The 21,317-nt window shown below is 66.5% G+C and carries 23 protein-coding genes; 7 read left to right on the forward strand and 16 right to left on the reverse strand.

Translation table 11 applies throughout. From position 1 onward, the window contains the following. Window positions 1-37: 37 nt before the first annotated feature. The 3 genes from QUV18_RS11260 to nthA are packed head-to-tail and all read right to left on the reverse strand — an operon-like array spanning window position 38 to window position 1,657. On the reverse strand, window positions 38-370 hold the full coding sequence (locus tag QUV18_RS11260; protein WP_300894020.1) for a hypothetical protein: 333 nt from the start codon (window positions 368-370) through the stop codon (window positions 38-40). Beyond that, on the reverse strand, window positions 357-1,016 hold the full coding sequence (gene nthB, locus QUV18_RS11265) for a nitrile hydratase subunit beta (protein WP_300894021.1): 660 nt from the start codon (window positions 1,014-1,016) through the stop codon (window positions 357-359). The genes QUV18_RS11260 and nthB overlap by 14 nt, the downstream gene beginning before the upstream one ends. After that, window positions 1,016-1,657, reverse strand: coding sequence for a nitrile hydratase subunit alpha (gene nthA, locus QUV18_RS11270; RefSeq protein ID WP_300894022.1), 642 nt, complete (start codon window positions 1,655-1,657; stop codon window positions 1,016-1,018). Before nthA ends, nthB begins: the two co-directional genes overlap by 1 nt. Window positions 1,658-1,896: 239 nt before the next feature. On the opposite strand from nthA, the gene QUV18_RS11275 reads away from it, so the two are divergent. From QUV18_RS11275 to QUV18_RS11285, 3 genes are all read left to right on the forward strand, one after another. Continuing rightward, entirely contained in the window at window positions 1,897-2,220 is a 324-nt protein-coding gene (locus QUV18_RS11275; RefSeq protein WP_300894023.1) for a DUF2004 domain-containing protein, read from the forward strand. 213 nt (window positions 2,221-2,433) lie between these two features. Next, window positions 2,434-2,994 carry a polyhydroxyalkanoate synthesis repressor PhaR gene (gene phaR, locus QUV18_RS11280; protein WP_300894024.1) on the forward strand — a complete coding sequence of 187 codons (561 nt, stop codon included), beginning with the start codon at window positions 2,434-2,436 and terminating at the stop codon, window positions 2,992-2,994. A gap of 15 nt (window positions 2,995-3,009) precedes the next feature. Next, window positions 3,010-3,975, forward strand: coding sequence for a LysR family transcriptional regulator (locus tag QUV18_RS11285; protein WP_300894025.1), 966 nt, complete (start codon window positions 3,010-3,012; stop codon window positions 3,973-3,975). Here QUV18_RS11285 and QUV18_RS11290 read toward each other — a convergent pair. The 6 genes from QUV18_RS11290 to QUV18_RS11315 form a co-directional block, all read right to left on the reverse strand. Continuing rightward, window positions 3,972-4,883, reverse strand: coding sequence for an aminotransferase class IV (locus QUV18_RS11290; protein WP_300894026.1), 912 nt, complete (start codon window positions 4,881-4,883; stop codon window positions 3,972-3,974). The two genes, QUV18_RS11285 and QUV18_RS11290, sit on opposite strands and share 4 nt — an antisense overlap. A gap of 31 nt (window positions 4,884-4,914) precedes the next feature. Continuing rightward, window positions 4,915-6,126 (reverse strand): aminotransferase class I/II-fold pyridoxal phosphate-dependent enzyme, encoded by a 1,212-nt coding sequence (locus QUV18_RS11295; protein WP_300894027.1) that lies wholly within the window; start codon window positions 6,124-6,126, stop codon window positions 4,915-4,917. A 140-nt stretch (window positions 6,127-6,266) separates the two neighbouring features. Continuing rightward, window positions 6,267-7,571: an FAD-binding oxidoreductase gene (locus tag QUV18_RS11300; protein ID WP_300894028.1), complete on the reverse strand. Its 1,305-nt coding sequence runs from the start codon at window positions 7,569-7,571 to the stop codon at window positions 6,267-6,269. A 47-nt stretch (window positions 7,572-7,618) separates the two neighbouring features. Then, window positions 7,619-8,977 carry a glutamine synthetase family protein gene (locus tag QUV18_RS11305; RefSeq protein ID WP_300894029.1) on the reverse strand — a complete coding sequence of 453 codons (1,359 nt, stop codon included), beginning with the start codon at window positions 8,975-8,977 and terminating at the stop codon, window positions 7,619-7,621. 3 nt (window positions 8,978-8,980) lie between these two features. After that, on the reverse strand, window positions 8,981-9,658 hold the full coding sequence (locus QUV18_RS11310; protein WP_300894030.1) for a type 1 glutamine amidotransferase: 678 nt from the start codon (window positions 9,656-9,658) through the stop codon (window positions 8,981-8,983). A gap of 63 nt (window positions 9,659-9,721) precedes the next feature. Then, window positions 9,722-11,038 (reverse strand): glutamine synthetase family protein, encoded by a 1,317-nt coding sequence (locus QUV18_RS11315; protein ID WP_300894031.1) that lies wholly within the window; start codon window positions 11,036-11,038, stop codon window positions 9,722-9,724. Between the two features lie 220 nt (window positions 11,039-11,258). Between QUV18_RS11315 and QUV18_RS11320 the strand changes: the two genes are divergently transcribed. Then, the gene (locus QUV18_RS11320; protein WP_300894032.1) at window positions 11,259-12,062 is read left to right on the forward strand and encodes a hypothetical protein; all 804 of its coding nucleotides are present in this window, start codon (window positions 11,259-11,261) and stop codon (window positions 12,060-12,062) included. A 112-nt stretch (window positions 12,063-12,174) separates the two neighbouring features. Here QUV18_RS11320 and QUV18_RS11325 read toward each other — a convergent pair whose 3' ends face one another. The 3 genes from QUV18_RS11325 to QUV18_RS11335 all read right to left on the reverse strand — a co-directional run bounded on the left by QUV18_RS11325 (window position 12,175) and on the right by QUV18_RS11335 (window position 15,431). Next, window positions 12,175-13,068 carry a fructose bisphosphate aldolase gene (locus tag QUV18_RS11325; protein ID WP_300894033.1) on the reverse strand — a complete coding sequence of 298 codons (894 nt, stop codon included), beginning with the start codon at window positions 13,066-13,068 and terminating at the stop codon, window positions 12,175-12,177. 156 nt (window positions 13,069-13,224) lie between these two features. Continuing rightward, entirely contained in the window at window positions 13,225-13,827 is a 603-nt protein-coding gene (locus QUV18_RS11330) for a LysE family translocator (RefSeq protein WP_300894034.1), read from the reverse strand. 419 nt (window positions 13,828-14,246) lie between these two features. Further along, window positions 14,247-15,431, reverse strand: a complete 1,185-nt coding sequence (locus QUV18_RS11335) for a phosphoglycerate kinase (RefSeq protein WP_300894035.1) — start codon at window positions 15,429-15,431, stop codon at window positions 14,247-14,249. Between the two features lie 202 nt (window positions 15,432-15,633). Here QUV18_RS11335 and QUV18_RS11340 point away from each other — a divergent pair, with 202 nt between their 5' ends. The 3 genes from QUV18_RS11340 to QUV18_RS11350 all read left to right on the forward strand — a co-directional run bounded on the left by QUV18_RS11340 (window position 15,634) and on the right by QUV18_RS11350 (window position 17,713). Continuing rightward, window positions 15,634-16,140 carry a peptidylprolyl isomerase gene (locus tag QUV18_RS11340; protein WP_300894036.1) on the forward strand — a complete coding sequence of 169 codons (507 nt, stop codon included), beginning with the start codon at window positions 15,634-15,636 and terminating at the stop codon, window positions 16,138-16,140. Then, window positions 16,133-16,681: a peptidylprolyl isomerase gene (locus QUV18_RS11345; protein ID WP_300894037.1), complete on the forward strand. Its 549-nt coding sequence runs from the start codon at window positions 16,133-16,135 to the stop codon at window positions 16,679-16,681. The genes QUV18_RS11340 and QUV18_RS11345 overlap by 8 nt, the downstream gene beginning before the upstream one ends. 258 nt (window positions 16,682-16,939) lie before the next feature. Then, window positions 16,940-17,713 carry a DUF4336 domain-containing protein gene (locus QUV18_RS11350; protein ID WP_300894038.1) on the forward strand — a complete coding sequence of 258 codons (774 nt, stop codon included), beginning with the start codon at window positions 16,940-16,942 and terminating at the stop codon, window positions 17,711-17,713. A 140-nt stretch (window positions 17,714-17,853) separates the two neighbouring features. Here QUV18_RS11350 and QUV18_RS11355 read toward each other — a convergent pair whose 3' ends face one another. The 4 genes from QUV18_RS11355 to QUV18_RS11370 all read right to left on the reverse strand — a co-directional run bounded on the left by QUV18_RS11355 (window position 17,854) and on the right by QUV18_RS11370 (window position 21,316). Then, window positions 17,854-18,660, reverse strand: a complete 807-nt coding sequence (locus tag QUV18_RS11355) for an ABC transporter permease subunit (protein WP_300894039.1) — start codon at window positions 18,658-18,660, stop codon at window positions 17,854-17,856. A gap of 166 nt (window positions 18,661-18,826) precedes the next feature. Then, window positions 18,827-19,711, reverse strand: coding sequence for an ABC transporter permease subunit (locus QUV18_RS11360; protein WP_300894155.1), 885 nt, complete (start codon window positions 19,709-19,711; stop codon window positions 18,827-18,829). Window positions 19,712-19,796: 85 nt separating this feature from the next. Beyond that, window positions 19,797-20,513: a transporter substrate-binding domain-containing protein gene (locus tag QUV18_RS11365; protein ID WP_300894040.1), complete on the reverse strand. Its 717-nt coding sequence runs from the start codon at window positions 20,511-20,513 to the stop codon at window positions 19,797-19,799. A 26-nt stretch (window positions 20,514-20,539) separates the two neighbouring features. Further along, window positions 20,540-21,316 carry an ATP-binding cassette domain-containing protein gene (locus QUV18_RS11370; protein ID WP_300894156.1) on the reverse strand — a complete coding sequence of 259 codons (777 nt, stop codon included), beginning with the start codon at window positions 21,314-21,316 and terminating at the stop codon, window positions 20,540-20,542. Window position 21,317 lies beyond the last annotated feature (1 nt).

The following is a 21,317-nucleotide window of genomic DNA, read 5'->3' on the forward strand; positions in this document are numbered from 1 at the left end:
GCCTCTTTCTGTGGTTCGGGGGCGGGCGGCCCTGGCGTTACTTCAGCACGACGGGCTGGCCATGGGGCGTGTCGCGGAAGGCGGCCTCCCAGTCGTGGCGTCGTTGGGTGAGAGTGGCCTTCGATACGCCGACGCGTTCGTCGAATACTGTTTCGAGGGCCATGACGACGGCGCGGTAATAGGTGTCGAGGCTGTCCGGCAACGCGGTGATCGCATCGCTTCGAAGCGCGTCGCCGAGGGCCTGTGCCCAGGCCCCGGGGGTGACGTGGCCCGCTTGCACGAGCGTGTCTGCCAGGGCCATCGCCTGGGCCTGCCACGGGGCGTCGAAGACCTGGCCGGGGGGCGCCGTCGGGTCATCAGGCCGGAACAAGGTAGCTCTCCCAGAGATCGAGGGCCACGTGATCGTTCGGGGGCGCATCCGGCCCCCAGAGGGTTCGGGCGTCGAAGCGCACGGTGTAGAGATGCTCGGGTGTTTCGGTGCCCCTGGCCGACGCGTCGGGCAGAGGGTGGCAGCCGTGATGCGATATGATCCGGCCCTCTGCGTCCCTTGCATAGCGTGGAAGGCGGTGATGGCCCGAGTGCATGTGCGCGCGCGTGCGGACCGTTTGCCCAACGGCAAAGGCGGGAGGGCTGCCGGCGGGCCGTTCATAGCTGCCGGCCGAGGCGCGATCCTGCGCGAGGACGGCAGCCACTGCTTCGCCCGAGGGTGCCCCGGTGTCGGCGAGGGCGGAGGGCCGGCCGAAATCCGGCAGGGTGAAGGTGCCGTTATCGGTGAACATGACGACATAGGCGGCGCACCACTTGTCGAAATAGGCGGTTTGCAGGTAGTCCCGCGGCGCCATCAGCTCGACCACGTGGCGGAACCAGTCGATCGTCATGCCGTCCAAGGGCAGCGTGTAACTCAACCCCACCACGCGCTTTTCCCAGTCGGCAAAGCCCGGGAACGGGTTCTGTTCGAAGGTGGCGGCGACCGGGCCGAACCCCTCCATGCCGCCGAGGTCGTGGATGCCGTCCATCAGGGCGCTCCGATCTCGAGGTGGCGATCTGTTCCGATCATCGCGTTGCGCGTGACGATGGCGGCCAGCCGGTCTTCATCCCACCCCTCGGTTCCGGCCGGGCGCTGGGGGATGACGATGTAGCGGCGTTCCGACGTGCTGTCCCAGACCTGGACGGAGACGTCGTCCGGGATGGTTACCCCGAATTCCGCGAGCACCTTTCTGGGCTCCCGGACGGCGCGGGCGCGATACTCGGCAGAGCGGTACCATGCGGGCGACATGCCGAGGATGGAAAACGGGTAGCAGGAGCAGAGCGTGCACACGACCAGGTGATGGTCTTCGGGCGTGTTTTCGAGGGCCTTGAGATCGCCTGTCGCGTCCCCCTCGAAGCCGAATTCCCGGATGGCGGAGGCGGCATCGTCCAGCAGGCGCGTCCGGAAGCCGGGGTCGAGCCAGGACCGGGCCACGACCTGCGCGCCGCGCTTCGGGCCGATATGCTCGGAATAGGCTTCGACCCAGGCGTCGATGCGTTCCGACGTGACCAGCCCGCGCTCGACCGCGAGGCTTTCCAGCGCCTTGACGCGCAAGACCGGGTCGGAGGGGACGTGGCTGTGCAGGTCGCGATGTATCGCTGCCGCCCGCTTGGGTTCGAACGTGGGCATGTCAAAGGTCCTTCCGGGGCAACCAGGCTGTCCTTGTCGGTCAGTCTAGTGGGTTCCGAGGGGCGTGCAATACGGCTGGTGTGTAGGTATTCCTTACGTTCTCCAGCGCAATACAGCCAAACCTATGCGTTATTCTCAGTTTGTCCGGGTGTTCGAAGCCACGGCGCGCGGGCGCTTGTTTGGCCTGCCGCAAAGAGCATAGTCTTCCTACGAACTGTAGCGGCGACGAGGAGGGTACTATGACGGATGAAGAAAAACGGGAAAAGGCGCGGTCGGCGAACCGTTCCTTGCTTGGCACGCCTGAAGGCGAAGACAGCGTGACGCTGTTTGTCGAGCATCATCTCGACGAACTTGATGCCAACTATTTTTCGAACACGTTCGGAACGTCCTCGCCCGACGCGTCCCGGATTGTTGATTCACTCGTATTGGTGGGCTCGTGGAGCGAGGAAGACGACGGAAACATCAATGTATTCGACTTCAGCCTTCCGGGGAAGGTGACCGATCATGTTCTGTCGGTGCGTTTTTCGGGTGATGACGTCGCCGACGTATCCATGGAAAGCTGAGCTTGCCGCATTGCCGGCGGACTGTCGCACACCATGTGTCGGGAACAGTTTCGGGGTCTGCTGGCCCGGAGAGGGGACTGGCGGGTTTTGCCCGTTGTTCCGCGCGGGTGCCTCTGTCGAAGTCTATCAAGGCCACGCCCCAAGGCCGCCCTTTCATTTTGAAATGCGCCGGTCTAAGCTTCGCTGCAGTGCTGCATGTTGGGAGAACGCGCCGTGGCCGAATCCGAAAAACCATTGCTGATCAAACGGTACGCGAGCCGCAGGCTCTACAATACCGAGACGTCGGATTACGTGACGCTGGAGGATATCGCCGAGTTCATCCGCGATGGCCGCGATGTTCAGATCATCGACCTGAAATCGGGCGACGACCTGACCCGGCAATACCTGCTGCAGATCATCGCCGAGCATGAGAGCCGGGGCGAGAACGTGCTGCCGATCAACGTGCTGAACGACCTTGTCCGCAGCTACACCACGCAGGCCACGTCGATGGTGCCGGAGTTCCTGGCGGCCAGTTTCGACATGCTGCGCGAGGGACAGTCGCAGATGATGGAGAACATGACCAAGGCCAACCCGCTGGCGGGGATGCCGGGGATGGAGGCGATGCGCGCCCAGCAGGCGGCGTTCCTCAAGGCGATGACCGGGCAGATGAAGATGCCGGGCATGCCGACCGCGCCGGTGGCGCAGGGCGAGGAGGACGACAGCTCGGAAGACCTCGACGAGATCAAGAAGCAGCTCGCCGACCTGCAGGACAAGCTGTCGAAGATGGGCAAATAGCGCGGGGCCCCGATCATGGTCGACAGCCCCGGACGGATCACCCTGTGGGGCATCGAGGTGTTCATGGCCACGGCCGACGAACGTTCGATTTCCGCCGCCGCCAAGCGGCTGGGGGCCAGCCCCTCGGCGGTGAGCCAGCAACTGACCAACCTTGAAAGCGCGGTGGGGGCGACCCTGTTGCAGCGCAACGCGCGGCCCGTGCGGCTGACGCCCGCCGGGGAGATCCTGAAGCGGCGGGCGCAGGTGATCCTGAACGAGGCGGCGCAGGCGCGGGCGGAACTGGCGATGTCGGACCTGTCGCTGTTGACGCGGTTCCGGCTGGGGATGATCGAGGATTTCGAGGCGGACGTGACGCCGCAATTGCTGACCCACATGGCGGCGGAACTGAAGGGATGCCAGTTCCTGCTGGAGACGGGGGCGAGCCATTACCTGTACGAGCTGCTGGATTCCCGCGCGCTGGACGTGATCGTGGCCGCCGAGCTGGGGGCCGAGGATGACTGGGTCGAGGTGCATCCGCTGTTGCGGGAGGGGTTCCTCGTGGCGGCGCCCAAGGGGGTGGTCGATCCGGCGAAGGACGTGTTGCGGCAACTGAAGCGGCTGCCGCTGGTGCAGTATACGCAGCGGCATTACATGGGGCGGCTGCTGACGGCGCACCTGGCGCGGCAGAATATCAGCCTGCCGCACCGGTTCGAGCTGGACAGCTATCACGCGATTTGTGCGCTGGTGGGGCAGGGCGCGGGGTGGACGATCCTGACGCCGCTGGCGCTGATGCGGGCGCGGCGGTTTGCGGATCAGCTCGACGTGATGGAATTGCCGATGGAGCCCCTGTCGCGGACGATCAGCCTGACGGCGCGGAAGGGGATTTTGCAGGACATGCCGGGCCGGGTGGCCGAGACGCTGCGGCCGATCCTGCGCAAGAGCGTGGTGGAGCCGGCGCTGGCGCGGTATCCGTTTTTGCAGGATGCGCTGACGGTGATCTAGGCGGGATCGTAGGTGATCTCGGTGCGGTAGGCCGGGTCTTTCAGCCGGTCGAAATAGCGTGCGCGCAGGCTTGTGCCGGTGGGGCCGGGGCGGCCGTTGCTGAAGCTGCGGTCGTTGATCTGCGCCACGGGGACGACGCCGCCGCCGGAGGTGGAGAGGAACACCTCGTCGGCCTGCATGAGTTCGGCGATGGGGAGGGGGCGTTCCTCGGTTTTCAGGCCGGCCTCGCGGGCGAGTTCGAGCACGGTACGGCGGGTGATGCCTTGGAGCACGCCGCGGTCGGGCGTGGTGACGGTATCGCCTTTCAGCGCGAAGATGTTGAAGCCCGGCCCTTCGGTGACGTTGCCCGCGTGATCGGCGAGGACGACGTTGTCGAGCCCCTGGTCCTTGGCGGCGAAGAGCCCTTGGGTGAAGTCGCCCCAGTGGTAGTTCTTGGCGCGGGGATCGACGCTGTCCTCGGGGATGCGGCGGATGTCGTCGGGGAGGAGGAGGCGGGCGCCGGCCTCGGCGACGTCAGGCGTCAGGACATGCACGTAAGGCACGCACCAGGCGTAGAAATGGTTGGCGCAGTCGCGGGGGTCGCGGCTGCCGGGGATGAGGGGCGCACCGCGGGCGGCGACCATGGCGCAATAGGCGGCGCGCAGGCCGGAGCGGGCGACCATGGCGTGGAGCGCCGCTTCAATCTCGGGGCGGGAGAGGCCGACGTCCATGCGGCAGGCCCGCATGGATTTTTCGAACCGGTCGAGGTAGTCGGGGAGGCGGAAGAAGGCGCCCTCCCACACCGGGACCACGTCATAGGTGACGTCGGAATGGGTCAGGGCCCAGTCGGTGACGCCGATCGTGGCCTCGGCGATGGGGAGGATAGTGCCGCGGATCCAGGCCGCGCCGTCGGAGAAATCGGTGCTCATGCGGCCATGAGAGGGCGGGGCGCGCCTTGGGTCAAGTGCCGTAGGCGCGATCCTCGCCCATCACGTCCTGCGCGGCGAGGAGGAGGGCGTCGGCGATCATGTCGAGCTCTGCCTTGGTCAGCCGGGCGGGGAGGCGCGCGTCGCAGGCTTTCATCAGCATGGCGCGGGTTTGCGGCAGGTCGGGGCGGTCGCCCGGCAGGAACTGCCAGTTCCAGAAGGCGCGGGCGTTGTCGGTCGACAGGCCGAAGACCTGTACCTTGACGCCCCGGTCGGCGGCGGCGGCGGCGAAGGCGCGGGTTTCGTCCTCGGTCAGGTTCACGGTGTTGAACTGGATCGAGTCGGGCGCGCGGTCTTCGGGGGTGAGCTTGTCCGGCACCTGGAGCCAGGGGGAGGTGTTGAGGCGGGCCGCGACATAGTCGTGGTTGGCGCGGCCGTCGCGGACGCGGCGGGCAATCTCGCCCAGCTGCGGGCGGATGATGGCGGCGGAGAGGTTGTTCATCCGCAGGTTATAGAGGGGGAGCTGGTTCTGCCAGCGGGCGAAGGCGGCGTCGAGCGCGGCATCGGCGCCGGTCATGTGCTTGGCCCAGTTGTGTTCGTAGGCGCCCGACATGATGACGGCGCGCGCCACGAGGTCGGCATCGTCGGTAATCAGGATCCCGCCCTCGCCGGCATTGACCAGCTTGTAGGACTGGAAGCTGAAACAGCCGACGCGGCCCAGCGTGCCGATGTTGCGGCCGTGCCAGGTGGTGCCGAGGGAGTGGGCGGCGTCCTCGACCACGGGGATGTTGCGGGCGTCGCAGAGCCGCATGATCGCGTCCATGTCGGAGGTGTGGCCGCGCATGTGGCTGATGATGACGGCGCTGATGTTGTCGTCGAGCCGGGCTTCGAAATCGGCCATGTCGATGCGGTAATTGTCGCCCACCTCGCAGAGGACGGGGATGCAATCGGCGTGGATGACCGAGGAGGGCACGGCGGCGAAGGTGAAGGCCGGGATCAGGACGCGGGCGTCGCGCGGCAGGGCCAGCGCCTTGAGCGACAGGAAGAGGGCCGCCGAGCAACTGCTGACGGCGAGGGCGTACTTGGAGCCCATATGCGCCGCGAAATCCCGTTCCAGAAGGGTGACGGGGGCGTTTTCCGGCGCGGTGTAGCGGAAGAGATCGCCCGACTTGAGCATCTGCTCGATCTCGGCGCGGGCGGCTTCGGGAATGGGCTCGGCGTCGTAGACGTTGGGGGGCAGGGTCATGTCTTCGGGTTTCCTGAAACTGGTCTTCGGGTTTTCCGAAACTCCTACACCATGCGGGCCTCGCGCCAAAGCAAAATTTTTGCAACAGCCCGCCGGGGGCGGGTCCGTGCCGGAATTGCCGATGTTCCAGGGGGTTGGCGTCAGATGCCGAGCCGGTCGCGGAGGGAAAACCAGGTCATCGCCAGCACCAGCAGCGGCGAGCGCAGGGCGGTGCCACCGGGGAAGGGGGTGGTGGGGATGCGGGCCATGGTGTCGAAGCCTGCCGCATTGCCGGCGATGGCGTCGGCCATCAGCTTGCCGGCCTGCGTGGCGTTGCCAACGCCGTGGCCGGAATAGCCCGAGGCCGAGAGGATGTTGGGCGCGACGCCGGCGAGGTAGGGCAGGCGTTTCATGGTGATGGCGAGCGTGCCGCCCCAGGCGTGGTCGATGCGGATATCGCGCAGGTGCGGGAAGATCTCGGTCATCGGCTTGCGCACCTTGGCGGCGATGTCGGCGGGGAAGCGGTAGCCATAGCTTTCGCCGCCGCCGAAGAGCAGGCGGTTGTCGTGGCTGAGGCGGAAGTAGTTGACCACGAACTTGGTGTCGGCGACGGCCACGTCGCGGGTCAGCACGCGGGCGGTGTCTTCGCCCAGCGGTTCGGTGGCGGCGATGAAGTTGTTGATCGGCATGACGCGGGCGGCGACCTTGCCGTTGAGCCCGCCGAGGTAGCCGTTGCAGGCGAGGATCACGTGATCGGCGGTGACGGTGCCTTGGGCGGTGGTGAGCTTCGCGGGGCTGCCCTCGGCGATCTGCTGCACCTCGGTGCGCTCAAAGATGCGGACGCCGGCGGCGCGGGCGGCGCGGGCGAGCCCAAGGGCATAGGCCAGCGGGTGCAGGTGCGCCGCGGTCATGTCGAGCGTGCCGCCCACGTATTTCGGCGAGGGGCAGAGGGCCTGCGCGGCGGCGCGGTCGAGCTTCTCGAGATGGGGGTAGTCGTAGCGCTCGGCCAGCATGTCGGCATAGGCGTGTTCCTCCTCGACCTCGCGGGTGGAGAAGGCCATGTGGGCGATACCGGGCTTCAGGTGGCAGTCGATATCGTGTTTTGCGATCAGGGACTTGACGAGGGCCTTGGCATCTTCCGCCAGCGCCCAGAGCTTGGCCGCGTCGTCGCGACCCACCTGTTTCTCGACGAAGTGCTGGTCCATCCGCTGGCCGCTGCCGAGTTGACCGCCATTGCGGCCCGAGGCGCCGAAACCCACGCGGTTTGCCTCGAGCAGGACCACGTCGAGCCCCTGCTCGGCCAGGTGCAGTGCCGCCGAAAGGCCGGTATAGCCCGCCCCCACCACGCAGACATCGGCGCGCGTGTCGCCGTCGAGCGGGGCGAAGGGTTCCAGCGGGTCGACGGTGGCCGCGTACCAGCTTGGCGGGTACTCTCCCGGTCGGTCGTTGGCGTAGAGCAGGTTCATGCTTTCACTTTTCCCCAAATACTCACTGCGCGGCGCCTGCCACGGGATCAGACGTTGAGGAGGAGATGCTCGCGCTCCCACGGGCTGATGACCTGCAGGAATTCCTCGTACTCGGCGCGTTTCACGATCGAGTAGACGCGGGCGAAGTCGGGTCCGATGATCTCGTGCAGGGCCGTCGCCTCCTCGAAGACGTCGAGCGCGTTACCCAGCACGTCGGGGATGTCGGACTCGCCGGCATAGGCGTCGCCGCGGAATTGCGGGTCGGGGCGGAGCTCCTCGTTGAGGCCCAGAAGGCCGCAGGCGAGGGAAGCCGCGATGCCGAGATAGGGGTTGCAGTCCATCCCGGCGAGGCGGTTCTCGATGCGCCGCGCCTCGGGGGGCGACAGGGGAACGCGGATGCCGGTGGTGCGGTTGTCGCGGGCCCAGGCGAGGTTGATGGGCGCGGCGTGATCCTTGACGTAGCGGCGGTAGGAATTGACGTAGGGCGCAAGGATGGCGATGGCCGAGGGCAGGTGTTTCTGCAGCCCGCCGATGAAGTGGTAGAAGGCGTCGGTTTCGCCGCCCTGGGGGCCGACGAAGACGTTCTTGCCGGTGTCGATATCCATGATCGAATGGTGGATATGCATGGCGCTGCCGGGTTCGTCCTCGATCGGCTTGGCCATGAAGGTGGCGAAGCAGTCGTGGCGGATGGCGGCCTCGCGGATCAGGCGCTTGAAGTAGAACACTTCGTCGGCGAGCTTCACGGGATCGCCATGGCGGAGGTTGATCTCGAGCTGGCCTGCGCCGCCTTCCTGTGTGATGCCGTCGATCTCGAAGCCCTGCGCCTCGGCGAAGTCGTAGATGTCGTCGATCACCGGGCCGAACTCGTCGACGGCGGTCATGGAATAGGCCTGGCGCGCGGCGGCGGGGCGGCCGGAGCGGCCCATCATCGGCTCGATCGCCTTGGCCGGGTCGAGGTTGCGGGCGACGAGGAAGAATTCCATTTCCGGCGCGACCACGGGTTTCAGGCCCTGTTGGCGGTAGAGGTCGACCACGCGTTTGAGCACGTTGCGGGGCGAGAAGGGGATCGGGTCGTCGTCGCGGTCATAAGCGTCGTGGATCACCTGGAGGGTCCAGTCGCCCGTCCATGGCGCGGCGGTGGCGGTGCTCATGTCCGGTTTCAGGATCATGTCACGCTCGATGAAGCCCTCGTCGCCCGCGGCTTCGCCCCAGTCGCCGGTGATGGTCTGGAAGAAGATCGAATCGGGGAGGTGGAAGTGCTTCTGCCGGGCGAATTTCGAGGCCGGCACGGCCTTGCCGCGGGCGATGCCGGGCAGGTCGGAGATGATGCATTCCACCTCGTCGAGCCGCCGGCCTTCGAGATAGGCCTGGGCGGCCTCGGGCAGTTTCGCGGTCCAGTCAGCCATGTCTCAGGCTCCCTTCTTGAAGAACGCCGCCATGCGGTCGGCGAAGCGGGCGGCATCGGTGGGGGCGTCGAGGCGCGCGGTGGCACCGTCGAGCAGGTCGTCGGGGACCACGCCCTTGCCGCGCAGGCGGATCAGGTCCTCGACGATGTCGGGGCCGAATTCCGGGTGCGGCTGGATGGTCAGGATACGGTCGCCGTAGACCATGGCGGCATTGGCGCAGAAGTCGGATTTGCCAATGACTTCGGCGCCTTGCGGCAGTTCGACGACCTGGTCCTGGTGCCAGGCGTTCAGCGCGAAGGTCTCGCCGTCGATGTCGTATTCAGTGCGGCCCACGGACCAGCCGCCGGGGTACTTGATGACCTTGCCGCCAAGGGCCTGGGCGATGATCTGGTGGCCGAAGCAGACGCCGATCATCGGGCGGCCGGAGGCGTGGACGGCGCGGATGAACTCTTCGAGCGGTGGGATCCACGGGTGATCCTCGTAGGCGCCGTGCCGGGAGCCGGTGATGAGCCAGCCATCGCATTCGTCCGGTGCGCCAGGGATTTCTTCACCTTCCACGTCGTAGCTTGTGAAGTCAAAGCCGCGCCCCGCCAGCAGACGCGCGAACATTGCATCATAGTCGCCGGCCCGTTCCTTGAGTTCGGGAACGGCGTGGCCGGTCATCAGGATGCCGATTTTCATCTCTCACCTGTAATTTGATCAAATTAAGGATAGCGCAGCAGGCCACCCTTGGGCAAGCCCCGACTACACCGTTCCGAGATAGGTTTTCCAGTGTTGCGATTCAGGGATATCCGCCATCAGCCGCACCTCCTGACGCTTGGTCATGCAGAGGTTGCGGATCAGCCCCTTGGGGAAGGCGCGGGCGATGAACGGGTCGGCCTCGAAAAGGTCGATGGCCGTCTCCCAGTCAGGGGCGAGCTGGGGCAGGTCCTGGTCGTAAGCGTTGCCCTTGATGGGGGCGGGCGGCGTGAGGCCGTCGTCGATGCCGGTGATGGCGGCGCCGAGGACGGCGGAGAACATGAGGTAGGGGTTGATGTCGCCGCCCGCGACGCGGTGTTCGATGCGCCGCGCCGCGGGCGCGCCGCCGGGGATGCGGAGCGCGGCGGTGCGGTTCTCGTAGGCCCAGCAGACGGAGGTGGGGGCATGGGCGCCGGGCACGAGGCGGGTGTAGCTGTTGGCGTGCGGCGCGAAGATGAGGGTGCTGGCGGGCATGGCCTGAAGACAGCCGGCGACTGCGGAGAGGAGCGTGGCCGAGCCCTCGGGGCCGCCATTGTCGAAGACGTTCTTGCCCGCGCCGTCGAGCACGGAGAAATGCATGTGCATGCCGTTGCCGGCGTCGTCGTCGAAGGGTTTGGCCATGAAGGTGGCGGCCATGCCGTGGCGGCGGGCGAGGCCGCGGATCAGCGCCTTGAAGAGCCAGGTGTCGTCGGCGGCGCGGAGCGCGTCCTGGTGGTTGAGGGTGACCTCGAACTGGCCCAGCCCGCTTTCGCTGGTGGTGGTCTGGGCGGGGATGCCCATGGCGGCGCAGCCGTCGTAGAGGGCCGAGAGGAAGGCGTCGAACGCGTCCATGTGGGTGAGTGACAGGATGCCCGGCGCGCCGGTGCGGCGGCCGGTCTGGGGATTGCGGACCGGGCGGAGGGACTTGCCGCTGTCGTCGACGAGGGTGAATTCGAGCTCGGTGGCCGCCATGACCGTCCAGCCGCGCTGGGCGTAGCGGTCGAGGACGGTGACGAGGGCGTGGCGCGGGTCGCCGTCGAAGGGGCGGCCGTCGTCGTGGTACATCGACATCGGAACGAGCGGCTGGGGCGTGTCGAGCCAGGGCAGGGGCACGGGGCCGCGGCCGGTGGGGCGGAGCATGCCGTCGGCGTCGCCGGTCTCGAAGACCAGGGGTGAATCATCGATATCGGCGCCGAAAATGTCGAGGTTCAAGGCGGATAGCGGCATCCGCACCGCGCCGTCATCCAGTTTCCGAGCATAGCCTCCGGGCACGCGTTTGCCGCGCATCTGACCGTTGAGGTCGCAGGCGGCGACGCGGATGGTCTGGTACTCTGCTAGCTCCATGGGGGAGGCTCCGTTCGTGGTGACGGGGCCAATCTAAAGGCAATGCCGGGCGTCTGCCAAGATAATTTGATCAAAAAATTTTGGGGCGGGAAACGGCTGTTTCGCGACGTCGGTATCACGTCGGTATTTTGTCGGTATTACGTCGGTGCGGGCACCTGGACGACTGGTGCGTTCTCGAATTCGACAATATCTAGTGAGCTCTAGCTAGGATAACCCATTGATGAACGAAAGCGAAGCACGCCGGATAATGGCTAACGGCCTTGGCCGCGCACAGTTGGAGTTTGCGACATCCGTCTGCGCACCGCTGTACTGGATAGTTAGAGAAGAAGACGGAAAGCTCAGCGTGAATAACGGCACTGCATTCTTTCTGGATACCGGCTCAGCAACGTTCGCCGTCACCGCTGACCACGTTCTTAGAGGGCTCGCACAGGATCAGCAGAACCGTGACGTCATCTCTGTACAGATGGGCCACGACTTGGTTCTCGAGTTCGACACCGAACACGAGATAATCGACCGCGACTCTGACATCGATATCGCGACCTTCCGAATTGCAAAACAAGACGTGGACCGATTGGGGAAAACCATATTGACCGGGATTCAGTCCAACTGGCCGCCTTCCGCTCCCCAGCAAGGAAAGGGGATCTACTTTTCCGGGTTCCCCGGACAGGAGAGAATGTGGCTTTCGCCTTCCGAGATCTCATTCGGCGCGGCACCGGGCGGTGGTGTGGCCGACAGTGTCAGCGAGAGGACAATCAGTACGCTCTTTGATCGAAGCCGTTGGATTGACGTAATGGGTAAGGGATTTCCGCCGGAAAACTATGATTTCGGCGGTATAAGTGGTGGTCCCATGTTGTCGGCAATAGAAAGGCGTGGCCTAAGGTCTTGGGCGCTTGCTGGCGTAATCGTGCAAGGGCCCAGCGTTTCCTCTTCAGTTTCAGAAAGCATTTCAGGTTTGGAGATTGTGCAGGCAAGACGCGCACATTTCATTGGGCCCAAAGGGGAAATCGACAGAACACGCTGGTAAGCCGCGTCTGCTGCACGCCTGTCAATGCGGCCTGTCGATGGTCCCAAGTTTTACAGCCAAATCGCAAGGTGCGCGCTGGCTATCTAAGCCAGACATTCACCAGCGGCCGGTCTCAGCCCGCGACGGAGGCCTTGTAGATGCTGCCGATGGACTGCTTGAGCTGTCCGTCGAAGGCGTCGTCGGATTGCTGGTCGGAAAGGCCCTCGGTCAGCGCGCGGGAGAAGCTGGCGATCATGCCGGTGTTCTGGGCGAGGCGGGTGTTGGCCTCGTCGCGCGAGTAGCCGCCGGAAAGGGCGACGACGCGCAGAACGCGGTCATGGTCGATCAGCGGTTTGTAGTGGTTGGCCGTCTCGGGCAGGGTGAGCTTGAGCATCACTTCGCGGCCCGCGGGCAGGGTGTCGAGATGCTTGGCGATCTCGTCGCGCAGTATCGATTCCGCCTCGGCCTTGTCGGCGATCGAGATGGTCACCTCGGGTTCGATGATCGGGACGAGCCCGGCATCGAGGATCTCGGCGCCCACGGCGAATTGCTGGTCGACCACGGCGGCGATGCCCGAGGGGGAGGCCGCGTCGATCACCGAGCGCATCTTGGTGCCGAAGACGCCGTGGGTGTTGGCGCGGGCGAGCAGGTCCTTCAGCCCCGGCATCGGTTTCATCAGGCGCACGCCGTCGGTTTCGTCGTCGAGCCCCTTGTCGACCTTGAGGAAGGGGACGACGCCGCGCTCTTCCCAGAGATAGGCGGCGGTGGGCTTGCCGTCGATCTCGCGCTCCATGGTCTGTTCGAAGAGGATGGCGCCGAGGATGTTGTCGCCGGTGAAGGCGGGCGACTTGATGATCCGGGTCCGCATCTGGTGGATGAGGTCGAACATCTCGTCCTCGTTCGAATAGCGGTCTTCCTCGATGCCGTAGAGGCGCAGGGCCTTGGGGGTGGAGCCGCCCGACTGGTCAAGGGCCGCGATGAAGCCGTTGCCCTCGCGCATCCTGGCTGCTTGATCTTTTTTCGACATGGAAATGCTCCGCCCTGAAAATGGTGATTTGCGGCTGGGTCGCCGTGCGTGCCCCTCTTAGGCGAGGGTTCGGAGTGTTGCAATTATGGTGGCGCTAACAGGGTGGTACGGCGGGGGGCGTGCGCAAGAATTGGCGCGGAGACGGGCGGGCGGGCCTTATCCGAAGGCGACGAGCGCCACGGAGGCCAGCAGCAGGACGGCGAAGGCGATGTTCACGGCGCGCGAGGCCTTCGGGTGCTGGAGGGTGCGGGCGAGGGTGGCGCCGATGGAGAGCCAGAGGAAGTTGACGATGAGGATCACGCCCATGACGATCGCGGCCTTGGTGAGCCCGTCCTCGACCGGGGCGCCGGGCAGGAGGGTGTAGCCCGAGAAGAGCGCGCCCATGGCGGCATAGGCCTTGGGGTTCGAGAGCGACAGCAGCACGCCCGCGTACCAGCGGGGCGCGCGGGGGCGGTGTTCGTCGGGCAGGGCCGAGAGCGGCGGGGCGGTGGCGATGCGCCAGGCGAGGTAGAGGAAGTAGAGGACGGCCGCGCCGGTGATGACGGGGGCGAGGCCGGGAATGGCGAGGATGGCGCCGGAGATGCCGGTGCCGACGATGACGATGACGAGGCCGACGCCGGCGCTGAGGCCGAGCATGTATTCGAAGCCTTTCAGCCTGCCGAAGGAGGCGCCCACGGCGGCGACGCTGAGCGTGTTGGGGCCGGGGCTGCCGGTGAGGGCGAAGGCGGCGATGAGGAAGGAGGCGAGTTCTTCGAACATGGGCGGAGTGTAGGGGGGTGCGCGGGGGGATGCATCAGGTTTTGTGGGGGGGGGTGTGTTGGGGGGAGGTCCCGGCTCGGGGGCCGGGACGGGGAGTTCCCGTCGGGTGCGATCTGGCAGGCGCCCGGAACAAGGCCGGAGGCCGCCGGGCGAGCGCCGGCCCGTCCCCACGGGCAGGCGCTTTGGCGGGTGTTGGGTGACTTTATTAGGTTGGATGTAGGCTGCGCCATAAAGCGGCAGCCAGAGCTGTTGCAGCGCCTCCCCGCGGGCCGGCGCTCGCCCGGCGGCGGAACCGGCGGCGCTTTGGCTGTTTTAGGGAGGGATGCCGGGAGGGGCCGTCCGCGAGTGGGCGAAGGTGGGTTGGCACCCACCCTACGGGACTGCAGTGGGAGGTCCCGGCTCGGGGGCCGGGACGAGGCTCAGCCTTCGAGCGCGGCGACGCCGGGGAGGGTTTTGCCTTCCATCCATTCGAGGAAGGCGCCGCCGGCGGTGGAGATGTAGCTGAAGTAATCCGCCGCGTCGGCCTGGTTGAGGGCCGCGACGGTGTCGCCGCCGCCGGCGACCGCGATGAGCTTGCCGGAATGGCAGAGCCCCGCCGCGTGGGCCGCCGCCGCGTTGGTGGCGCCGTCGAAGGGCGGGGTTTCGAACGCGCCGAGGGGGCCGTTCCAGATGAGGGTCGCCGCGCGGTCCATGGCCTGGGTGATGTGGAACACGCTGTCGGGGCCGGCGTCGAGGATCATGGCCTCCTCGGGGCAGTCCTCGGTGCGTACGATCTCGAACGGGGCGCCTTCGCGAAGGTCTTCGGCCACCACCACGTCGCGGGGGAGGATCACCTCGCAGCCGGTTTTCGCGGCCTTCTCGGCGATGGCGCGGGCGGTGTCGGCCATGTCGTGCTCGCAGAGCGAGCGGCCCACGTCGAGGCCTTGCGCGGCGAGGAAGGTGTTGGCCATGGCGCCGCCGATGACGAGGATGTCGACCTTCTCGATCAGGTTGGACAGGAGGTCGAGCTTGGTCGAGACCTTGGCGCCGCCCACGACCGCCATCAGCGGACGGTGGGGATTGCCGAGGGCGTTTTCCAGCGCCTCGAGTTCCGACTGCATCAGCCGGCCGGCGCAGGCGGGCAGGAGGCGGGCCAGCGCCTCGGTCGAGGCATGCGCCCGATGGGCGGCGGAGAAGGCATCGTTGCAGTAGACGTCGCCCAGGGCGGCGATGCGGCGGGCGAAGTCTTCGTCGTTGGCCTCTTCGCCGGGGTTGAAGCGGATGTTCTCCAGCAGCAGCACCTCGGCGGCGCGGGCCTCCTCGGTGAGGTTCTCGGCGCCGTCGAGGGTTTCGATGAACTGGACCGAGTGGCCGAGGGCGTTTTCCAGCGCGGGGACGAGCTGGCGCAGGGTCATGCTGTCGACGACCTTGCCCTTGGGCCGGCCGAAATGCGCCAGCAGCATGGGCTTGCCGCCCTTGTCGAGGATGGCCTGCACGGTGGGCACGATCCGGTCGATGCGCGTGGTGTCGGTGACCTGTCCGTTTTCCACCGGCACGTTGATGTCGACCCGGGTCAGGACCGTCTTGCCGTCGAGGTCCATATCGTCGAGGGATTTCCAGCTCATGGCCCGCCATCTCTTTCGGTTGGGAGAAACTCGCGCCCCTATTGGCGGCTTGCGGCAGGGGCGTCAACCTCTGCCGCGCGGGGGTAGCGCCAACATGCGGATCGGCGCGGCGGGATGCTGCGCGGCGGTGCCGGCCTCGTGTCTTGTCCATCGTGTGGATAGGCCTTAGGACTCCCGGCACGTAGATTGACAGGAGGGCCCGATGGCCGAAATCAACGACCCGGAAAACACCATTCTGATCGAGCTGAAGGATGGCACGGTGACGATCGAGCTGCTGCCCGACATCGCCCCCGGCCATTGCGAGCGGATGAAGGAGCTGGCCCGCGCCGGCGCCTATGACAACGTGGCCTTTCACCGGGTGATCGACGGCTTCATGGCCCAGACGGGCGACGTGAAGAACGGCAACATGGAGCAGGATTTCAACCTGCGCTTGGCCGGGACCGGCGGCAGCGACAAGCCCAACCTGAAGGCCGAGTTCAGCCGCATTCCGCATGACCGCGGCACGATCGGCGCGGCGCGGAGCCAGAACCCGGACAGCGCCAACAGCCAGTTCTTCATCAACTTCAAGGACAACCATTTCCTGAACGGGCAATACACGGTTTATGGCCGGGTGATCGACGGCATGGAGCATGTCGATGCCATCACCCGGGGCGAGCCGCCGCAGAGCCCCGACCGGATGATCAGCATGAAGGTGGCCGCCGATGCATAAGCTTGCGATTGCGTTCAGCCTGCTGGCCTCGCCCGCCTTGGCGACGGGGCTGCAGATCGAGGTTTCAGGAGAGGCCAACGGCACCATCACCATCGACCTGCTGGAGGACGTGGCGCCGGGGCACGTGGAGCGGATCACCACGCTGGCCGAGCAGGGCGCCTATGACGGTGTCGTCTTTCACCGGGTGATCGAGGGCTTCATGGCGCAGACCGGCGACGTGGAGTTCGGCAAGCTGGAAGGCGGCGACATGAGCCGGGCCGGGATGGGGGCGAGCGATATGCCCGATCTCGAGGCCGAGTTCAGCGACGAGCCCTTCGAGCGCGGCGTGGTCGGCATGGCCCGCAGCCAGAACCCCGACAGCGGCAACAGCCAGTTCTTCATCATGTTCGCCCCGGCGACGCATCTGAACGGGCAATATACCGTGGTGGGCCGGGTGACCGAGGGCATGGAGGTGGTCGACGCCATCAAGCGCGGCCGCGGCCAGAACGGCGCCGTGGTCGGCGAGCCGGACGTGATGACCAGCGTCACGGTCACCGACTAGGCGTTTCCCGCCGCTCGAACAACTGCCCTTGCGGGCGGCCCGGCTTCGCCATAGGGTCGCCCGCAAGGAGACCCGAAAGACCCGATGCGCGCCCCGTTCGCGACGATGATCGCCCGCCCGCTTTGCGCTTTTGCCGCCCTGGCCGAGACTGGCCGGAGGCAGGGTTTCTTCCCCGTAACAGCTTGTCCCGAATGCGCCCCGCCGGGCCATTCCCCGCGCCGGCATGGCCCGCGCGTGTCATTTTCGGATGCCTGACAGATGAACCCATACCGCCCGACCGGATACGAGCCGCTCGATACGCTTAAACCCGTGGCCGAGGGGCTGTGGCTGATCGACGGGCCGGCGCATCAGCACGGGCGCATTCCCTATCCGACGCGGGCCACGGTGGTGAAGCTGGAGGATGGCGGGCTGTGGGTGCATTCGCCGACGCCGCTGACGAAGCGGTTGCGGGCCGAGGTGGACGCGCTGGGGCCGGTGGCGCACCTGGTGGTGCCGAACCACGCGCATGTGGCGCATCTGGATGGCTGGGCGGAGGCCTATCCGGAGGCGGAGTGCTGGGCGCCGCCGGAAGCCGGGGTGGACCGCGCGCGCTCGCTGCAGGCCAGGGGTGCGGAGCCCGACTGGGAAGGGCAGATCGACCAGATCACCGTGCGGGCGGGGCCGAAGCTGCAGGAGGCGTGTTTCTTTCACCGCGCCTCGCGCAGCCTGGTCGTGGCCGACCTGATCGAGGCGATCGAGACGCAGCACATGCCCGTCTACCTGCGGCCGGTCTTCTGGCTGGCGGGTACGGATCACACCGCCGCGCATATGCGGCCCAGCTATCGCTGGGCGCTCAGGCGCGAGGACAAGACGGCGCTGGCCGACGATGTCGAGGTGATGATCAAGTGGCGGCCGCGGCGGGTGATCCTGGCGCATGGCCGCTGGGTGCCGCATGACGGGGTGGCGGCGCTGGAACATGCCTTCCGCAAGGTGCTGCGGGCGCGGCGGTGGGAAGTGGCCTACGACGCGTTCGAGAAGGGGCGTGGGGTTTAAGAGATTTCATGCCTCCGGCGGGGATATTTTTGGCCAGAAGAAGCTTGGGTGATCAGGGTTTCTTCTGGCTGGAAATATCCCGGGGGGCTGCCATTGTGCGCCATTGGTTCAAGCCCAATGGCGGCGGGCTGGCCCCCAATCTACCGGATCAAATTCACGCGCAGTTTCAGGCCGCGGCGTGCCTCTTGCGGCAGGTGGCGGTTGAGGCGGCGGTTGACGAGGCCGAAGAGCCCGATGATCACCAGCGTCAGCAGGATGAAGTAGCCCGCGAGGATCGGGTAGGGCACGAAGGGGTTGAAGGTCTTGTCGGCGAAGAACTTGGCGTAGTAGAGCGCGTCGCCGCGCTGGCCCCAGGCGGGGAAGGCGGAGAAGAAGACCAAGGTCGTGGCGTGGAAGAGGAAGATCGCCTCGTTCGTGTAGGCGGGCCAGGCGAGGCGCAGCATGGTGGGCCAGACGATGCGGCGGAAGCGGGCGAGGCCGGTGAAGCCGTAGGCGTCGGCCGCCTCGATATCGCCCTTGGGGATGGCGCGGAGGGCGCCGTAGAAGATCTCGCCCGAGTAGGCGGCGGTGTTGAGGAAGAGCACGATCAGCGCGCCGAGCCAGGCCGAGGTGAACGGGTCGAACCACGGATGGACCCCCTTCAGCGACAGGAAGAGGAAATAGGCGAAGAAGAACTGGATGAAGAGGGGCGAGCCGCGGAAGATGAAGATGAACCATTCCGAGGATTTGCGGATCAGCCGGTTTCGGGAGGATTTGCCCACCGCCACGGCGGTGGCGAGGAAGAAGCCCGCGAGCAGCGCCAGCGTGCCGAAATAGACGTTCCAGATCAGGCCCGAGCCGATCAGGGTGAAATGTTCGCAGAGCGTGTAGCCCTCGCGCGGGAGGAGGCGTTCGCCGATGCCGACGGAGCGGAGGGCGTAGTCCTGGATGGTTTGCCAGCAGCTCATGCAAGGGTCCTCCGATGGAGGGCCCGTTGGCGCGGACGCGTTTGCGCGGGGAAGGCGGGCGCCGGGGGGGATTGGGGTGCGAGGTCCCGGGTCAAGCCCGGGACGGGGGGTGTTTGGGGAGCGAGGTCCCGGGTCAGGCCCGGGACGGGGGGCTGGTGGTGTCGGGTCATGCGCCGGCCCTCCGCTGGGCTTCGCCGCCGGAGGTGGCCTGGCCGTGGGAGAGTTTCACCATCAGCTTCTCGAGGAAGATTTCAGAGATCCGGGTGAAGCCCAGGTAGAAGACCAGCAGCGCGAGGAAGTACCACATCCGCCAGTCGCCGTGGGGGTAGCTGGTGAAGCGGGGGTTCGCCGTGCCGCCGAGTTCGCGGGCCCAGTAGACGATATCCTCGACCCCCAGCAAGAAGAGGAGCGGGGTGGCCTTGATCAGCACCATCCAGAGGTTCGACAGCCCCGGCAGGGCGTAGACCCACATCTGCGGGACGAGGATGCGCCAGAAGGTCTGGCGGCGGGACATGCCGTAGGCCTCGGCGGTTTCCAGTTGCGCCCGGGGCACGGCGCGCATGGCGCCGAAGAGGACGTTGGCGGAGAAGGCGCCGAAGACGATGGCGAAGGTCAGCACGGCGAGGAAGAAGCCGTAGGTTTCATGCACCCATTGCGGCGAGGTGGAGAGGGGCAGCTTGGCCGGGGGGCAGACGATGAAATCGTTGCCGCGGCGGATCGCCTCCTCCCAGCCGGGGCATTTGACCTGGTGGCGGATCCATTCGAAGAACTGGTCTAGGGCGATGACGAAGAACAGGAAGAAGGCGATGTCCGGCACGCCGCGGACGATGGCGATATAGGCCTTGCCCAGCCAGCTTACCGGCGCGATGCGCGAGCGGGCGGCGACGGCGCCGCCGAAGCCGAAGGCCAGCGCGGCCGGCGCGGTGATGCCCAGCAGCGCCAGCACCACGAAGACCGACAGGTACAGCGACATGTGCTTGCCCGTGGTCATGTAGCAGGCGAGCCACTGAAGATTGCCGAGCGTCTCGGGATCTGTGCAGAAGGCGAAAATGGCGGTGTCCCCCGTCCACGGGTCTTGGCGCCCGTTGGCAGTCGGGGCGGGCCCGGTCAGGCCCGCCCCGGAATGATCGTCGAGATCAGAAGGTCGTGGCGACTTCCCACTTGGTGATCAGCTCGTTGAGCGAGCCGTCATCCTTCATCGACTGGATCGCGGCGTCGAGCGTCTCTTTCAGCTCGGTGTCGCTTTCGCGGACGCCGAGGCCGACGCCGCCGCCGATTTCCTCTTCCTGCGACAGCAGCATCAGCCCGTCTTCCTCGGCCGCGACGGGCGCGAGGTAGGATTTGTCGGCCAGCACCGCGTCGGCCTCGCCGTTGCGGACGGCGGCGATGGTTTCCTCGGGCGTGGCGAATTCCACCAGCGTCCAGTCCTTGTCGGCGATGAAGGCCGCCTGGATCGTGCCGGTCTGGGCCGCGATCACGGCGTTCTCGAGGTCCACGTCCTCGGCCATGGCGAGATAGGCGGAGGGATCCGGCGGGGTGTAGTTCTGGGTGAAGTCGATCACCTCGTCCCGCTCGTCGGTGATGGACATGCCGGCGATGATCACGTCGTAGTTGCCCGAGACGAGGTTGGGGATGATCGAATCCCAGTCGTTGGTGACCCATTCGCAGTTGAGCTCGGCGCGCTTGCAGATCTCGTCGCCGAGTTCACGTTCGAAGCCGTCGACCTCGCCCGAATCGTTGATGAAGTTCCACGGGGGGTAGGCGCCCTCGGTGCCGAGGCGGACGACGTCCTGGGCCATGGCCAGGCTGGCCGAGGTGGCCAGCGCGGCGACGGAAAGAATGAATGTTCTCATTGGTTTCTCCCTTGGTTGGTGGTTGGTCAGGCGGCCATGGTGGAGCTGAGAAACTGCCTCAGCCGCTCTGATTTCGGTTGGCCGAAGAGCGTGTCCGGCGTGCCCTCTTCCTCGATCAGGCCCTGGTGGAGGAAGATGACGTGATCGGAGACGTCGCCGGCCATTTTCATGTCATGGGTGACGATCATCATGGTGCGGCCCTCGCGGGCGAGATCCTTGATGACGCGGACGACCTCCTGTTCGAGCTCGGGGTCGAGGGCGGAAGTCGGTTCGTCGAAGAGCAGCGCCTCGGGCTCCATGCAGAGGGCGCGGGCGATGGCGGCGCGCTGTTGCTGGCCGCCGGAGAGCTGGGCGGGGTAGACGTCGGCCTTGTCGCCGATGCCGACCTTGTCGAGATAGCCGCGGGCGGATTTCTCGACCTCGGCGCGGTCGCGGCCGAGGACGGTGAGCGGCGCCTCCATCACGTTCTGCAGGATGGTGAGGTGGGCCCAGAGGTTGAACTGCTGGAAGACCATGGAAAGGTTGGTGCGGATGCGGAGCACCTGCTTGGCGTCGGCGGGGTGGCGGTTGAGGCCGGTGCCGCGCCAGGTGACGGGCTCGCCCTTGAAGAGGATGTCGCCCTGCTGGCTGTCCTCGAGCAGGTTGGCGCAGCGCAGGATGGTGGATTTGCCGGAGCCGGAGGAGCCGATCAGCGAGACCACGTCGCCCTTGTGGGCGGTGATGTCGACGCCCTTGATCACTTCGAGCGGGCCATAGGCCTTGTGCAGGTTGCGGATCTCGATGACGGGCGTGGCTTCGGCCAAG

Source organism: Roseovarius sp., assembly GCF_030373445.1.
Lineage (GTDB): Bacteria > Pseudomonadota > Alphaproteobacteria > Rhodobacterales > Rhodobacteraceae > Roseovarius.

Excerpts from the sequence above, each read along its gene's own strand:
- nthB (WP_300894021.1), bottom strand. The coding sequence starts at position 1,016 with ATGGACGGCATCCACGACCTCGGCGGCATGGAGGGGTTCGGCCCGGTC.
- nthA (WP_300894022.1), bottom strand. The coding sequence starts at position 1,657 with ATGCCCACGTTCGAACCCAAGCGGGCGGCAGCGATACATCGCGACCTG.
- QUV18_RS11275 (WP_300894023.1), top strand. The coding sequence starts at position 1,897 with ATGACGGATGAAGAAAAACGGGAAAAGGCGCGGTCGGCGAACCGTTCC.
- QUV18_RS11285 (WP_300894025.1), top strand. The coding sequence starts at position 3,010 with ATGGTCGACAGCCCCGGACGGATCACCCTGTGGGGCATCGAGGTGTTC.
- QUV18_RS11290 (WP_300894026.1), bottom strand. The coding sequence starts at position 4,883 with ATGAGCACCGATTTCTCCGACGGCGCGGCCTGGATCCGCGGCACTATC.
- QUV18_RS11295 (WP_300894027.1), bottom strand. The coding sequence starts at position 6,126 with ATGACCCTGCCCCCCAACGTCTACGACGCCGAGCCCATTCCCGAAGCC.
- QUV18_RS11300 (WP_300894028.1), bottom strand. The coding sequence starts at position 7,571 with ATGAACCTGCTCTACGCCAACGACCGACCGGGAGAGTACCCGCCAAGC.
- QUV18_RS11305 (WP_300894029.1), bottom strand. The coding sequence starts at position 8,977 with ATGGCTGACTGGACCGCGAAACTGCCCGAGGCCGCCCAGGCCTATCTC.
- QUV18_RS11310 (WP_300894030.1), bottom strand. The coding sequence starts at position 9,658 with ATGAAAATCGGCATCCTGATGACCGGCCACGCCGTTCCCGAACTCAAG.
- QUV18_RS11315 (WP_300894031.1), bottom strand. The coding sequence starts at position 11,038 with ATGGAGCTAGCAGAGTACCAGACCATCCGCGTCGCCGCCTGCGACCTC.
- QUV18_RS11320 (WP_300894032.1), top strand. The coding sequence starts at position 11,259 with ATGAACGAAAGCGAAGCACGCCGGATAATGGCTAACGGCCTTGGCCGC.
- QUV18_RS11325 (WP_300894033.1), bottom strand. The coding sequence starts at position 13,068 with ATGTCGAAAAAAGATCAAGCAGCCAGGATGCGCGAGGGCAACGGCTTC.
- QUV18_RS11330 (WP_300894034.1), bottom strand. The coding sequence starts at position 13,827 with ATGTTCGAAGAACTCGCCTCCTTCCTCATCGCCGCCTTCGCCCTCACC.
- QUV18_RS11335 (WP_300894035.1), bottom strand. The coding sequence starts at position 15,431 with ATGAGCTGGAAATCCCTCGACGATATGGACCTCGACGGCAAGACGGTC.
- QUV18_RS11340 (WP_300894036.1), top strand. The coding sequence starts at position 15,634 with ATGGCCGAAATCAACGACCCGGAAAACACCATTCTGATCGAGCTGAAG.
- QUV18_RS11345 (WP_300894037.1), top strand. The coding sequence starts at position 16,133 with ATGCATAAGCTTGCGATTGCGTTCAGCCTGCTGGCCTCGCCCGCCTTG.
- QUV18_RS11350 (WP_300894038.1), top strand. The coding sequence starts at position 16,940 with ATGAACCCATACCGCCCGACCGGATACGAGCCGCTCGATACGCTTAAA.
- QUV18_RS11355 (WP_300894039.1), bottom strand. The coding sequence starts at position 18,660 with ATGAGCTGCTGGCAAACCATCCAGGACTACGCCCTCCGCTCCGTCGGC.
- QUV18_RS11365 (WP_300894040.1), bottom strand. The coding sequence starts at position 20,513 with ATGAGAACATTCATTCTTTCCGTCGCCGCGCTGGCCACCTCGGCCAGC.